This is a genomic window from Enterococcus sp. DIV0240d (genome assembly GCF_051711245.1).
Classification (GTDB): Bacteria; Bacillota; Bacilli; order Lactobacillales; family Enterococcaceae; genus Enterococcus_D; species Enterococcus_D casseliflavus.
On sequence record NZ_JBIOMG010000001.1, the window covers coordinates 3,069,228 to 3,082,743 of the forward strand.

Consider the following 13,516-nt stretch of genomic DNA (forward strand, 5'->3'; position numbering starts at 1 on the left):
AAAGATGAACTTCGTTAACGAAGCTCATCTTTTTTCTTTTATTAGGCATTCAAAACGACTTTTTCCAGTAATGCACCGGCTTGGTGTCTGCCTTCTAAATCAGTACTTCCAGAAAATTGTTGCACGCGATCCATGTTGGTGATCAAAACGATCACCATGGTTTCTTTGCCTTGCTGCTTGATAAACGGCAGATCCATTTGTGCCAGTTTGGTTTGCGGAGTGACTTGCTCCCCAGCTTTGACAAAGACTTCAAAGCCTTGACCGCCAAGGGAAACTGTATCGATCCCCATATGCACAAGAACTTCCACGCCGTTTTGGGTTTTGATCCCGACGGCATGTTTTGAAGGGAACACAGTGGTGACTTCGCCACTGACTGGTGCAAAGATTTGGCCATCTTGTGACTCGATGGCATAGCCTTCTCCCATCATTTTCGTTGAAAAAACTTCATCTGGTACATCTTCTAATGGGACGTATTCACCATGGGTCACGGCATGCAGATCCACTTCGTTGGTGTAACGATCGCCTTCTGCTGCTTGATTTGGTACCAAGAACCAGCTCATGGCAAAAGATAAGCCGATCGCCAAGATGATCCCTAGAACGGCGTAGATAAAGTATTCCCCGATATAGGCTGGCAAACTAAAGATACTTGAAAGAATGTACCCATAAATACGAACACCGAAGAAACTGATGAAGGCAGAAGCCACAGAACTACCAACTGTTGCTGCGATAAAGGCTTTTTTATACTTCGATAAAATCCCGAATAACGCAGGTTCTGTGATCCCTAACAAGCCTGAAACCGCCGACGATAGAATGATCGATTTTTCTTCTTTGGTTTTGACTTTGAAATAAATAGCTGCTGTTGCGCCGGTGATTGCCATATTTGCCATAAACATCATTGGCATCAGCATATCATATCCTTGATTGGCAAAGTTTTGCAAAGCGATCGGGGTCATGGCATGATGCAGTCCCGTGAAGATTGCGATTGGTCGAATCGCCCCTACCACGATTCCTGCTAAGACAGGCGAGATAGTGAATAATCCAGCCACGCCAGCAGCCAATAAGTTTCCTAGATGGATACTGATTGGGCCAATGACCGTTAATGTCAAGATACCAGCGACAAACAACGAAATCGTCGGTGTAAACACGGTACGCAGCACTTGTGGTAAGAGTTTATCGACCCAACGGTAAATATAACTGAGCGCCAGCACGGCAAAGATAATGGGAATCACTGTCCCTGCATAGTTAAAGACGGGTACTGGCAATACGCCGAACAAACGAAAGGCGGAAATACTCCCTTCGGCTACCGCATTGGTCATCGTTGGAAATTGCAGCGTTGCCGCGATTGCGATCGCTAAATATTGATTGGTTTTAAAAATCCGAGCGGCAGAAGCAGCAACAAAAAATGGCAAGAATGTGAATACGCCGCTCGCGATCATGTCGATCACTAAATAGGTATCTGTTTGATTAGAGATGACATTCAATGCCACCAATCCAGCCATCAATCCTTTGATCATTCCTGCGCCAGCGATAGCTGGAACGATCGGACCAAAAACGCCAGAAACGGTATCCATAAATAAGGAAACGGCTCCTTTTTTCTCTGATGTTTCCCCTTGGTTCGCTTCATCAAGACCTAATTCTTTGGCTAAAGGTGCATAATAATCAGCAACATCCGTTCCTATCACTACCTGCAGCTGATTGCTTTGATATTTTGTTCCTACGACTTTGGGTGTTTTTTCTAACGCCGCATAGTCGACTTTTTTCTCATCCTTTAAATCAAAACGCAAGCGAGTCATACAGTGCCATGCATTGTTGATATTGTCTGATCCGCCAACATCTTTAATGATCTGTTTTACGATGTCTTCTTTGGTCATCTTTTTTTCCCCCTGTTGTTTGCTAACGGTCCTGATCCATTTGACGGGCGCCCTTTCAGGTGTTTCCGTTTTCACACACATAGTAGCATGCTCACACAGACTTGTAAAACCAGTCCTTTTTTGATAAAACCAGAATAAAAACGCTATATATCAACGTTTTATTATAAAATAGGCAAAAATTGGACTGGTTTTATGGTGTATATCCAGTTTTTATTAGACCAAATTGACAGCGGTTGCCAAGCATGTTTCAATGGCTATAGCAACTAGAGACAAAAATTGGAGTGAATGAAATGACACCAACGATCATCACCGACGTCAAAGCCTTTGCGATCAAACCTGATCGTCATAACCTTGTTGTCGTTAAAGTAGAAACAAACAAAGGCGTATCTGGGTTAGGTTGCGCAACCTTCCAGTTTCGCCCACTAGCCGTAAAAACCGTCGTTGACGAGTATTTACGCCCCCTCTTACTTGGCCGCGATGCCAATCAAATCGAAGATCTTTGGCAAGTGATGAATGTCAATTCTTACTGGCGGAATGGTCCGATCACCAACAATGCCATCTCAGGAGTCGACATGGCTTTATGGGACATCAAGGGACAATTAGCCGATATGCCATTGTATCAACTGTTAGGTGGAAAAGCGCGTACGGCGATTCCCGCCTATACCCATGCCGTGGCAGATAATCTCGAAGACCTTTATCAAGAAATCGATCGCTTCTTGGCTGAGGGCTATCGCTATATCCGTTGCCAATTAGGCTTTTATGGTGGAAATCCTAGCCAACTGCAAACACCCGATCAGCCCATCGCTGGTTCCTATTTTGATCAAACAGACTACATGGACACAACACTGAAAATGTTTGCTGCGATCCAAGAACGATACGGCAATCAATTTCAAATGCTGCATGACGTGCATGAACGGCTGCATCCAAACCAAGCGATTCAATTTGCAAAAGCCGCTGAGCCTTTCAATCTCTTTTTCCTAGAAGATATTTTGCCGCCGGATCAAAACAAGTGGTTGCAGCAACTCCGCAGCCAGTCGGCGACCCCGATCGCGACCGGCGAATTGTTCAATAATCCGATGGAATGGCAAGAGCTAGTCAAAAATCAACAGATTGACTTTATGCGTGCCCATGTCTCACAAATCGGTGGGATCACGCCAGCATTGAAATTGGCTCACTTCTGCGATGCGATGGGCATTCGGATCGCTTGGCACACGCCGTCTGATATCAGCCCTGTCGGCTTAGCCGTCAACACCCATCTAAATATCCATCTCCACAATGCCGCGATCCAAGAAACGATTGCGATCCCAGCAAATACCCAGTCGGTCTTTGGTGGTAGTCCACAACCTGAAAACGGCTATTTTTATCCCATCGAGAAAAGTGGGATCGGAATCACGTTCGATGAAGCAGCAGCTTCGGAATTTCCCGTGGTTTACCGTCCTCACGAATGGACCCAGAGCCGTACACCAGACGGCACTTTGATCACTCCTTAAACACAACAAAAGACATCCCCTGTCCAATCGACAGGGGATGTCTTTGTTCTCTCTGGGTAAAGACGACGCAACTGGCACATTTGCTTTCCTAAAAATCAATCGATGCGTGAGCGATGGATCTCACGGTCAAAGGGACGGATGTAGGTCACGGCATAATCAATGGCAACGATATTGCTGAACTCATACACGCGGCCGTCTTCTAAAATCGCCCGATTGCTGATCTGCATTGCCGGTGTTCCCCGCTTGCACAATAAAATACCCGATTGCGCGGTCGATGTGGTGATGGGGGTATAGCTTGTGATGTAGTGGGAAATGCGGTATCCGCAGCTTTCGACATAGCGTTGGATCGAGTGCTCCACGATTTCTTGTGTCAATTCAGGAAATAGGCTGACGGGCAATTTAGAGGTTTCCAGCTGTTCGATTTTATAATTGACGATCCGCACTCGTTCAAAGATCCAGACTTCCTCGTCTGGGCCTATTTGGAAAATCTGCTGTTCATCCAACGTTGCTGCCGCCTTATTCAAGGAAATCATTTTGGAATGGATGCGGTCATAAGGGGTGCGGGTCAAGGAATTAAAGATCATTGGGTTTTTGACCCATTTTTCATGGATAAAAATCCCTGAACCTTGTACCACTTTGACGATCCCGATCTCTTCAAGGTTTTTGATTGCTTGCTGGATCGTAAACCGCGAAACGCCATAGGTTTGCGCAAGGGTTCTTTGGTTGGGTAATTTGCCGGCAGAAAATTCTTCCTGATAGATTTTACTCAACAGATCTTGCACGATAAATTCACGTTTTTTCATAATGGCTCCTTCATTTGAGCGGGAGCGATCTCGCTCATGGACCAACTGCAAGCCTTCATATCGATACGACCACTGGCTTTGAAGACCACCCCTTCATCGACGAGTGCTGCTTTTCGCACATTGGCGGTGGGACCAACTAAGACGCCATCTGCCCGCACGACTCGATGGGCAGGGACATCCTGAGGGCTCAAGCGCATCGCTCGACCGACTGCTCGCGCGCCGTTGATTTGTCCCAATTTCCACGCAATCTGACTATAGGAGACGACTTTACCAAAAGGGATCTGCCGCGCCAGCGCATAGACTTCTTCATAGAATGGATTCATACTGTTCGCTCCTTCTTTGATTCTTTCTATCATAGTACTGGATTCCCTGCCAATAGTAAATGAACAGACGCAACTTTAGCAATAGCCATACAAACACTCGATTCCTTCTCTAGCAAGCCAAGAACGAATCGAGTAGTCATTAGTTTGGAAAATCAAAGTAGGTTTTCGCATTGTGATAAGAGATATCTGCGACGATCTGCCCTAAATATATTTCATCTGCTGGTAGTTGTCCGTCTTCTACCCATTCACTGATCACCTGACACAAAATCCGCCGGAAATACTCGTGGCGTGGATAAGACAAAAAGCTGCGAGAATCCGTCAGCATGCCGACGAAGTTTCCAAGAATCCCGCCTTCTGCTAGGGTCGTCAACTGATATCGCATACCAGAATACGTATCATTGAACCACCAAGCAGAGCCTAATTGCAGCTTGCCTTTGCTCTCTTCTTGGAACGCCCCCATCAGCGCAGTCAACACTGGATAATCTTTGGGGTTCAGTGAATACAAAATCGTCTTCGGCAATAAGCTTTCCGCCTGAAGCTGCGCCAATGTCCGACTTAAGCCGCTCGCTAGACGATCGTCCCCCATCGCATCACCGCCGCTATCAGGTCCTAGTTGTTGGAAAAGTTTTTGACTGTTGTTGCGAGTCGCCATCAGATGCAATTGCGCGGTCCAACCTTGCTTCGCGTATTGGCGCATCAAGTCAATCAGCAAGCCGGTTTGAAACTGTCTGATTTCTTCATTAGTCAGTGTCCCAGTGGTCAAACGCTTCTGAAAAATCGCTTCAAGTGCAGCGGTATCGTAGGCTTCCTCTCCAAGACGTGATAGACTGTGATCTGCTAAACGACAGCCCCGTTGCTGGAAGTAAAAAATACGTACGGCCAATGCTTCAACCAGCGTTTGATAGCTAGTGATTTCTTTGTTCGCAGCTGCAGCCAATTGCTTAAGGTATGCTGGAAATTCTGAATTCTGCAGATTGATTGCTTTGTCAGGACGAAAGGTAGGATACACAGCAAAGGATTCTTCTGCCAGCTTTTGATGATACGTCAACGAATCAATGGGATCATCCGTCGTACAGATCACCTCAACGGCCATCTTTTTGATCAGCCCTCGTGGTGAAAATTCCTTCGTCTGCAACTGTTGATTGGCTTTTTCCCAAATGCTTGCTGCATTGGCTAGTGTCAACCGCTCATCCATACCAAAGATTCGCTTCAATTCCAAATTGGTCCAGACATATAATGGATTGCCAATGCAAGCCTCCAAGGTCTGCGCCCAAGCACAGAATTTTTCGTAGTCATCAGCATCGCCAGTGATCAAAGATTCTGCAACACCATTGGCTCGCATCAAGCGCCATTTGTAATGGTCCCCCGCCAGCCACGCTTGGGTCAGATTGGTGAAGTTTTGGTCTTCGAAAATCTCTTTCGGATCTAAATGACAATGGTAATCAATGATCGGCTGCTTTTTTGCATACCCATGGTATAACTCTTTGGCAAAGCTGTTTTTCAAAATAAAATCGTCAGTTAAAAACATTTCTTCGCTCCTTTTCTTAACGCCCCACGCTCTTGTCGATGGCTTCCCACAACCCTAATAAGTAGGAAGCGCCGATCGCCCGATCATATAAGCCATAGCCTGGACGTCCCGTTTCTCCCCAGATCATTCGCCCATGATCTGGTCGAATATAGCCGTCAAAGCCATTTTTGTACATCGCTTCTAGGATCTGATACATGTCTAACGAGCCTTCAGAGGAGAGATGCGGTGCTTCATAAAAGTCTTTGTCATTGCCCAAGTATTGAATGTTACGAACATGGGCAAAAGGAATCCGATCCCGGCGACAAAACTCAGCCAAAATCTCATAGACATTATTGGCTGGGTCTTCGGCGATACTGCCAGTACAAAGTGTGATGCCATTTGACGGACTGTCGACCACGTTACAGACCCAATCCAGATCATCACGGTTTTTAACGATACGCGGCAGACCAAAAATCGAATAGGGAGGATCATCTGGATGAACAGCCATCTTGATGCCGACCTCTTCGCAGGTGGGAATGATGGCTTTTAGGAAATAAGCAAAGTTTTCTCTTAATTTGTCATCATCGACATCCTTATACGCAGCAAACAATTCTTTGACATGTGCCAAACGTTCTGGTTCCCAGCCTGGCAAGGTATAGCCAGAGCTTGACTCCTCAACTTCTTTGACGATCTCTTCTGGGTCTTTGTCGATCCCTGCTTTTTCAAATGCCATCGTAGAAGAACCATCGGCTAAGCGATAATCGAGATCCGTTTTGATCCAATCAAAAATCGGCATAAAATTATAGCAGATCACTTCGATTCCGTATGCTGCCAAATTACGAATCGTTTCTTTGTAGTTTTCGATATACAGGTCTCTCGAAGGCAAGCCAATCTTGATGTCATCATGAATATTGACACTTTCGATCACCTTCAGAGAAAGTCCAGCTGCTTCGACTTCTTCCACGAGCGCCTTGATCCGTTCTTTGGGCCAAACTGCCCCAGCAGGCAAATCAAAAAGTGTGCCGACGATGCCTTTCATCCCAGGAATTTGACGGATATCTGCTAACTTGATTTTATCGTATTCTTTTCCATACCAACGAAATGTCATTTCCATTTTTTATTCGATCCCTTCTACTGTTTCATGTAATGTTTTACGAACTGCGCCGGTTCCTGTTAGCATCTTAGCGAACAAGTGACCCACGTTTTCAGCGATTCCTGCTTGATAGAGATCCAAACCAAAAATCTGCGGATTTGCTAAGATTGGTCGAATGATCTCTTGAACATCGGCGGCTGACCCCAACTGACACTCATGTAAAATCTCTTGCAATTCTGCTAAGAGGGGATCAGGACTTGGGACAAATGGATGGCCTTCATCATCGATCGCTAAGAGATAACGCAACCAGCCAGCAATCGCTAAAGGAATAAAAGTCAGCTCAGAAGCCGAGCCTTCTTTCTCCACATACTTTTTGATGGTTTCACCAAAACGGATGGCGATTTTCTGTGAGGTGTCTGCGGCGATGCGCTGGGGGGTGTCAGGAATCAGCGGATTCGGTAAACGAAGACCGACCACCTCATCGATAAATTTCTTTGGCTGAATGATCTCAGGATCTTCCACTACCGGCAAGCCTTCACGATAGCCGATTCCTTTGATCAAAGCGACAATATCTGGATCGGTCATTTCCGCAGCAATGGATGTATAGCCGAGTAAACAGCCGAACAAACTCATTGCCGTATGCAGTGGATTCAAACAAGTTGTGACTTTCATACTATCGGTTTTGTCTACGATCTCTCGACTCGTCAAGATCACCCCCGCTTTGTCTAAATTCGGGCGACCGTTCGGGAAATCATCTTCAATCACTAAATAATGAGTCGCCTCTGTATTAGCAAACGGAGCGATCATCGTTCCTTTATCGGTCCGAATGACTGGCAGCTGCTGAATGCCAGCTGCTGCTAATTCTTCTGCAACTGCTGTTGAAGGATTTGGCGTGATCCGATCGATCATTGACCACGGAAACGTCACTTGCGCGTTGTTTTCTAAGTATCGGACGAACGCTTCTGAAATATGCCCCAGCTTTTGCCACTCTTTTGCGATGGTGACAATCGCAGCTTGGAAACGGAGCCCATTTTGCGAAAAATTGTCGGTAGAGACCATAGCGATCGGAAGAGCCCCTGATTGAAAACGATCCCATAAAAAGCTAGCCAAAATGCTCATTGTATGGTTGACCTGATGAGGACCCGCAGCGAGATCCGCTTGGACGACAGGCAAAAAATTCCCCTGACTGTCTTTTAAGCCATAGCCTTTTTCTGTGATTGTTACGGTGACCAATTGTAGTGACGGCTCACGAAATACTTTACGTATATGCTCATAACTCGCAGTGCGGGAAGGATGGCAATAATAACTAGCCGCCGTTGATTGGAGCAATTTTTTCTCCAACCGTCCCCCTTCGTGCATGATCACTTCTAAAATGTCATTCTCGTAAGGCGCGTACACTTGATCGATCACTTGTTCATCAAAGGTTTCACACACTACGATTCCTTTTGACAACGCTTGTTGATCGATCAACGTTTGGGCTACTTCTGCGTGAAATGCCCGATACAAATTTCCCCCACCAAAGTGTAGCCATTGAAACTGAGTATCTGATTGATCCCTCACTTCTTTGGGAACGACCGGCATCGTAACTCCTGCCTGCTTCAAGGCAGCAAAATCAAACATCCTACTTCCTCCTTTTTCTTAAAACTGATATATTAGTATTCTAGTTCATTCCATACTGAATTGCAAGCCTTTACAAAAGGTTATTCAACTTATATACTAGTTTTATTACTCAAAACTATCCCTAGGCACTTTCCTTCAGAGTTTTTCTTTCGAAGGGAATTGAATGCCTGATACAGAAAGAAGCGTTTATGTTGAACCCTACAAATTTTCAATCACAAGCTTATGAATCAATCAAAGAGTTGATCTTAACCGCCAAACTGATTCCCGGTCAAAAAATATCTGAAAAGGAATTGGAGCAACGACTAACCATCGGCAGGACGCCGATCCGCGAAGCAATTATTCGTCTGCGCCGTGAAGCACTGATCCATGTCGTTCCCCAAAGCGGCACCTATATTTCTAAAATCAGCATCAAACAAATTGAAGAAGCTCGTTTTGTCAGAGAGACGCTTGAAAAAGAAGTATTCGTAGCTGCCTGCCAAGCCGTTACAGAAGAACAACTGAAAGAACTAGAAAAACTCGTTATTTTGCAGCGGACCTATGCCCAATTGAAGGATGAAATCGAGTTTTTCCAACTCGACGAGGCCTTCCATCAGTTGATTTATAAAATCGCCGACAAAGAAAATGTCTGGAATTGGCTACAAACGATCAATCTGCCATTAAATCGCTTCCGCTTCTTACGTTTAGAGGTGGAGGAATTGTCTTGGGAAATTATTTTGCGAGATCATGAAGAAATCTTAGCAACCTTAAAAGAAAAAGACCAAGCCAAAATTGCTCCCTTGGTCGGGCAACACATTGATGTCATTGATAACGATCTGGTTTTTGTGGAAAAAGCCTTCCCCGATTACTTTACGGAGTAAAGCTATTTGAAAATCATGGACCTTAAAAACCACCCTCGTCGAGTAGATAGCCTACTTGACGAGGGTGGTTTCATACGCTGAACAAGCGAGAATACGCTCATTCGATCGGGTGATAACTAAAGCCTTGCCCCAGTACTTCTGAGACATTATTGACGATCACAAACGCTTTTGGGTCAATCGTCTCAATGATTTGTCTGATCTGCATAAACTCTTGGTCGCTGGCAACGATCAGCAGCACTTGCTTGTCGGCTTGCTGGTAACCGCCTTGGGCAGCCAACAGGGTCGCACCCCGAGCTGTTTTATCAAAGACCGCTTCTCGAATCTCATTCACGTGGTTCTCACTTAAGATCATGATAGATTTCTTTCGGTTAAAGCCGGTTTCAATGTAGGTCATCACACCAGAGGTGATCACGATCGATAAGATCGCAAACAAGAACTCTTCAAACCCGAAAACGAACAAGTTCATGGAAACAACGATCGCATCGGTCGCCAGCAAGCCAATCGCTGGATTCAAATTAAAGTATTTCTTGAAAATCAGCGGTGGAATCGTTGTGCCGCCGCTGGAAGACTGATTTTTGTACAAAATCGCTACTCCTAAAGCAAAAATCGCACTGCCAAAAATCACGGAAAGCAACCGGTCTTCAGCCACCATATATTCCGGAACTAAAGCAATTGCTACTGGAAAAGCAAAACTACCATAGAGGACTTTCATAAAAGGCCCCTTCCCTAAAAAGGCATAGGCAAGAATAAGCATGAGAATATTCAAGACCATGATCACAGCCGCTCGATCCCAACCGAGTGCTGACTCTAATAAAATACCGATTCCGCTGACACCGCCAGCTGCCACATGATGCGGTCCTAAAAATAAATTGATGCTTGCCGCTAACAAGAAAAGTGCTGCGGTGATTTTTCCATAGGTTTTCAGAATTGTCATTTGTTTCCTCTTTTCTCTGTCATTTTCACGGTTTATTCAAGCTGCTTTGCAGCCATTCTTACTCCTCACTATACGCCCATTTGATGTCACCGACAAAATTTATGTTTAGCCAGAGGGAATAACCAGAAATCTGTTGGCTGATTGCCTGATTCAATCGTTCTCGCAAGGGATCTTGCTGACCTACTGTATCGAGAGGAGTTGCAGGTAAAATCACTACATCTAATTCCACAATGACTTGATTACCGACTTTGGCGGTACGTAACACAAAGTCCACCACTTCTTCTGCGCGCAATTCTTTTTCAACGATCGTCATGATGGTCTCCCGCAGTTCTTCTTTTGGGGTAGAGGAAGTCAATTCTAAAATCGCTGCTTTCAACTCTTTTATCGAAAGCTGGATAAAGAACAAGGTGATCCCGATGGAGATGATTGGGTCGACATACATCGCAAAATCCCCATAGGGACTGGCTTGGATCAGCCAGGACACAAGAAATGAACCGACGACACCCAGACTAAAGAAAAAGCCGAAACGCCATTGTTCTAGTTCCACCCAATAAAAGGGATGGGTCAGTGGTTTCTTTTTTAAGTACAAGTAAAAAGAGAAACAGTAGATCGTACCAACCAGCGAGAAATACAAACCGATTGGATCAATCATGCCATCACTGACGTGTAATAAACTAAAAGCAGATTCAATGATCCCATAAATTGAGATCAGCAGGATGATACTATATTGAATAAATACCACTAATGGCATCAATGCCTCTTTACCGAATGGAAAACGTTCAAAATCTTGGGCTTGGATATATTTTGCCACGTACAAAGCAATCAGTGACATCACTGCACCAATCAATGTATAGACCCCATCTAACAAGAGGACGTTATAACTGACCAGCAACCCAAAAAGCAAGGCACCGCCACCATAGATACTCCCAGCGACAATCGATGCCAACAAAAGCTTGCGTATTTTTTTCTTTTCACTCATGATACTCCTCATCTTTCACAAAAAAACTATTCTTTTGATTGCGTTCTTCCATCTATAAGCCTATCTTCCCATATAAATAACATGAAAAACAGTCAATTTTTTCATACAAAGCGGAAAAAAATAGTGTTGCTGTCAATCATTCACTCTATTCTCTAGTGATGCATATTCGATCTTTCTATTCCACTCTTTTTACATTCTGGTGTAAATCCCCTTGACTACGCGGATTGATTCCCTTATCATCAAGGGTAACCATATTCAATCAGAATTTTCAGAATATTCCGTTATATTTTTCATAACGGCGATTCATTGGAAGACAGGGAGGATGAAGAGAGTGAATGAAGCAAAACAAGTCCCATGGACAGGAGAACCAAATCAACGTGCGATCAACTATTTGAATGAAGAAGGCAAAGTGATCGTTTGCCCAACCAAAGTCGGCTATATCATTGCCGTCTCTGATAAAAAAGGGCTGGAACGCAAGTTTTCAGCGAAAAATCGCAAGCGTAACAAACCAGGCGTCGTTCTTTGCAGCTCATTGGAACAGCTACATGAATTAGCCGAACTAAATGCGGAAACCGCCGCCGTTTACGAAACTTGCTGGAACAATGACGTGTTATTCGGTGCGATTTTGCCTTGGAAAGAATCAGGAAAAGCCTATATCCCAAATGATGGTTCAGAAGAATTGATGACGGACGTTCGGGGAACCAGCTGTTTTGTGATCAAATTCGGTGTCCCTGGTGAGCAGATTTCAAAAGAATTTTGGGATCAGCAAAAGAAATTGCTTTTCGCCAGCTCAGCGAACCCTTCAGGCAAAGGAAACCGCGGACTTGTTGAAGGGATCGGCGAACAAATCGCGCAAGAAGCCGATCTAATCATTGAAGGCAACGACTATGTTGCATCGATCCAACCAGACAAAACGCTGGAAACCCGCTATGAGCAAGGAGTCATGGTTTCTTTCGTTGATAAAGACGGCAACTTGATTCCTGAGCAAGGAGACCAACGCTCCATCACACCCGCACCTGTCTTGATCCGTAAAGGACTCGATGTTGAAAAAATCCAAATGTACCTTTCTGATTACTTCAACTCATGGGACTATCGCCACGGGGAGTACTATTGATCTTTCATTGTCAACAAGGAACCGAAGAACCAGCTAGCTGCCCTCCTTTTCAAGGAGAACCACTCAGCTCGTTCTTCGTTTTTTTAATTGAAAAAATACTTTTCTTCTATCGTTTTTCTTTCAAAAGCTGAATGATCTCTGCCTGCTGTTTGATGATCGTATCTTGTTGCTTGATTTTAATCCAGTTTTGATCGATTTGGATAGCTGCTCCGAGATTTTTGTAACTAAGGTTGGGGATCTCCATGAAATGTATTCGGTGTGCAGATAAGTCATTAAAGATCTGGACAGACAGACCATCACTCAATTCATGGATCTCTTTTTCTTCAAGATATTGGTTGATCAGATTTTCTACAGTCAAACGCTTTTTTCGTTTCTTGCCTTGTGTACCATTCGAATTTTCGGATTTCTTGTTCGTACCAAACATTTTTGTTCTCCTTTCGTTAGGTCATCCTTCCTTCATTTTGTGATTCCGTGTCTCTTCTTCAGTGACCAAAATAAAATCGAGCGAAACCTACATGTAAATATTTTGTCACAAAATAGCATTATTATCTAAATATTATTGTTTTTAACGATAAAAAAGGAATGAATTACGATCAGGTTTCATCTGTCTTAGAATTCCAACTCTATTTCTGCTATAATACCCTCGTAAACACATAGGAGGTACTCGATGAAAAAGCATTCCTCAATTGCTTTCTAGGGGACGACGCCAATGACAGTGACTTTGGACTACACTTACTGCTGGGTTGTGGGCTGCCGCAACACAGTGCTTAGCACAAAACGAAAAAACTAAGCGTGGTACGGATTGCGAAATCGCATGAAGCTGGAAGCAGAAGTAATCGTTACGGACGGTGAATGTGTCCCTAGCCAAAGAAGCCTGATGAAGAACGAACGGAACCCTTTTCTCTCAAAAGAAATCATTCTTTTG

Annotated in this window: 12 protein-coding genes; 3 read left to right on the forward strand and 9 right to left on the reverse strand. The window is 44.4% G+C overall.

Annotated features, from left to right (window positions below; genetic code table 11):
- Positions 1 to 41: 41 nt before the first annotated feature.
- Positions 42 to 1,871 carry a glucose PTS transporter subunit IIA gene (locus IGJ25_RS14820; protein ID WP_010749902.1) on the reverse strand — a complete coding sequence of 610 codons (1,830 nt, stop codon included), beginning with the start codon at positions 1,869 to 1,871 and terminating at the stop codon, positions 42 to 44.
- A 290-nt stretch (positions 1,872 to 2,161) separates the two neighbouring features.
- On the opposite strand from IGJ25_RS14820, the gene IGJ25_RS14825 reads away from it, so the two are divergent.
- The gene (locus IGJ25_RS14825) at positions 2,162 to 3,361 is read left to right on the forward strand and encodes an enolase C-terminal domain-like protein (RefSeq protein WP_010749903.1); all 1,200 of its coding nucleotides are present in this window, start codon (positions 2,162 to 2,164) and stop codon (positions 3,359 to 3,361) included.
- A 95-nt stretch (positions 3,362 to 3,456) separates the two neighbouring features.
- Here the strand turns inward: IGJ25_RS14825 and IGJ25_RS14830 are convergent, their stop codons facing one another.
- The 5 genes from IGJ25_RS14830 to IGJ25_RS14850 all read right to left on the reverse strand — a co-directional run bounded on the left by IGJ25_RS14830 (position 3,457) and on the right by IGJ25_RS14850 (position 8,707).
- Positions 3,457 to 4,164: a GntR family transcriptional regulator gene (locus tag IGJ25_RS14830; protein ID WP_010749904.1), complete on the reverse strand. Its 708-nt coding sequence runs from the start codon at positions 4,162 to 4,164 to the stop codon at positions 3,457 to 3,459.
- Positions 4,161 to 4,487 carry an MGMT family protein gene (locus tag IGJ25_RS14835; protein WP_008380664.1) on the reverse strand — a complete coding sequence of 109 codons (327 nt, stop codon included), beginning with the start codon at positions 4,485 to 4,487 and terminating at the stop codon, positions 4,161 to 4,163. The genes IGJ25_RS14830 and IGJ25_RS14835 overlap by 4 nt, the downstream gene beginning before the upstream one ends.
- A gap of 139 nt (positions 4,488 to 4,626) precedes the next feature.
- The gene (gene uxaC / locus IGJ25_RS14840; protein WP_081116057.1) at positions 4,627 to 6,015 is read right to left on the reverse strand and encodes a glucuronate isomerase; all 1,389 of its coding nucleotides are present in this window, start codon (positions 6,013 to 6,015) and stop codon (positions 4,627 to 4,629) included.
- A gap of 16 nt (positions 6,016 to 6,031) precedes the next feature.
- Entirely contained in the window at positions 6,032 to 7,108 is a 1,077-nt protein-coding gene (gene uxuA, locus IGJ25_RS14845; RefSeq protein ID WP_010749907.1) for a mannonate dehydratase, read from the reverse strand.
- A gap of 3 nt (positions 7,109 to 7,111) precedes the next feature.
- Positions 7,112 to 8,707, reverse strand: coding sequence for a mannitol dehydrogenase family protein (locus tag IGJ25_RS14850; RefSeq protein WP_010749908.1), 1,596 nt, complete (start codon positions 8,705 to 8,707; stop codon positions 7,112 to 7,114).
- A 188-nt stretch (positions 8,708 to 8,895) separates the two neighbouring features.
- Between IGJ25_RS14850 and IGJ25_RS14855 the strand changes: the two genes are divergently transcribed.
- Positions 8,896 to 9,564 carry a GntR family transcriptional regulator gene (locus IGJ25_RS14855; RefSeq protein ID WP_015510256.1) on the forward strand — a complete coding sequence of 223 codons (669 nt, stop codon included), beginning with the start codon at positions 8,896 to 8,898 and terminating at the stop codon, positions 9,562 to 9,564.
- A gap of 97 nt (positions 9,565 to 9,661) precedes the next feature.
- Here IGJ25_RS14855 and IGJ25_RS14860 read toward each other — a convergent pair whose 3' ends face one another.
- Together IGJ25_RS14860 and IGJ25_RS14865 are read right to left on the reverse strand one after the other, a co-directional pair.
- A complete protein-coding gene (locus IGJ25_RS14860) occupies positions 9,662 to 10,498 on the reverse strand; it encodes a YitT family protein (protein WP_015510257.1) in 837 nt (278 codons plus the stop codon).
- A 58-nt stretch (positions 10,499 to 10,556) separates the two neighbouring features.
- On the reverse strand, positions 10,557 to 11,477 hold the full coding sequence (locus tag IGJ25_RS14865; RefSeq protein ID WP_081116056.1) for a cation transporter: 921 nt from the start codon (positions 11,475 to 11,477) through the stop codon (positions 10,557 to 10,559).
- 322 nt (positions 11,478 to 11,799) lie between these two features.
- Here IGJ25_RS14865 and IGJ25_RS14870 point away from each other — a divergent pair, with 322 nt between their 5' ends.
- Entirely contained in the window at positions 11,800 to 12,591 is a 792-nt protein-coding gene (locus IGJ25_RS14870) for an L-threonylcarbamoyladenylate synthase (protein WP_174273011.1), read from the forward strand.
- Between the two features lie 106 nt (positions 12,592 to 12,697).
- Here the strand turns inward: IGJ25_RS14870 and IGJ25_RS14875 are convergent, their stop codons facing one another.
- Positions 12,698 to 13,015 carry a hypothetical protein gene (locus IGJ25_RS14875; protein WP_010749913.1) on the reverse strand — a complete coding sequence of 106 codons (318 nt, stop codon included), beginning with the start codon at positions 13,013 to 13,015 and terminating at the stop codon, positions 12,698 to 12,700.
- Positions 13,016 to 13,516 lie beyond the last annotated feature (501 nt).

Bases quoted from the DNA above. Each gene is read 5' to 3' on its own strand.
- IGJ25_RS14855 (WP_015510256.1), top strand. From the start codon at position 8,896: ATGTTGAACCCTACAAATTTTCAATCACAAGCTTATGAATCAATCAAA.
- uxuA (WP_010749907.1), bottom strand. From the start codon at position 7,108: ATGGAAATGACATTTCGTTGGTATGGAAAAGAATACGATAAAATCAAG.
- IGJ25_RS14865 (WP_081116056.1), bottom strand. From the start codon at position 11,477: ATGAGTGAAAAGAAAAAAATACGCAAGCTTTTGTTGGCATCGATTGTC.
- IGJ25_RS14820 (WP_010749902.1), bottom strand. From the start codon at position 1,871: ATGACCAAAGAAGACATCGTAAAACAGATCATTAAAGATGTTGGCGGA.
- IGJ25_RS14825 (WP_010749903.1), top strand. From the start codon at position 2,162: ATGACACCAACGATCATCACCGACGTCAAAGCCTTTGCGATCAAACCT.
- IGJ25_RS14835 (WP_008380664.1), bottom strand. From the start codon at position 4,487: ATGAATCCATTCTATGAAGAAGTCTATGCGCTGGCGCGGCAGATCCCT.
- uxaC (WP_081116057.1), bottom strand. From the start codon at position 6,015: ATGTTTTTAACTGACGATTTTATTTTGAAAAACAGCTTTGCCAAAGAG.
- IGJ25_RS14875 (WP_010749913.1), bottom strand. From the start codon at position 13,015: ATGTTTGGTACGAACAAGAAATCCGAAAATTCGAATGGTACACAAGGC.
- IGJ25_RS14860 (WP_015510257.1), bottom strand. From the start codon at position 10,498: ATGACAATTCTGAAAACCTATGGAAAAATCACCGCAGCACTTTTCTTG.
- IGJ25_RS14870 (WP_174273011.1), top strand. From the start codon at position 11,800: ATGAAGAGAGTGAATGAAGCAAAACAAGTCCCATGGACAGGAGAACCA.
- IGJ25_RS14850 (WP_010749908.1), bottom strand. From the start codon at position 8,707: ATGTTTGATTTTGCTGCCTTGAAGCAGGCAGGAGTTACGATGCCGGTC.
- IGJ25_RS14830 (WP_010749904.1), bottom strand. From the start codon at position 4,164: ATGAAAAAACGTGAATTTATCGTGCAAGATCTGTTGAGTAAAATCTAT.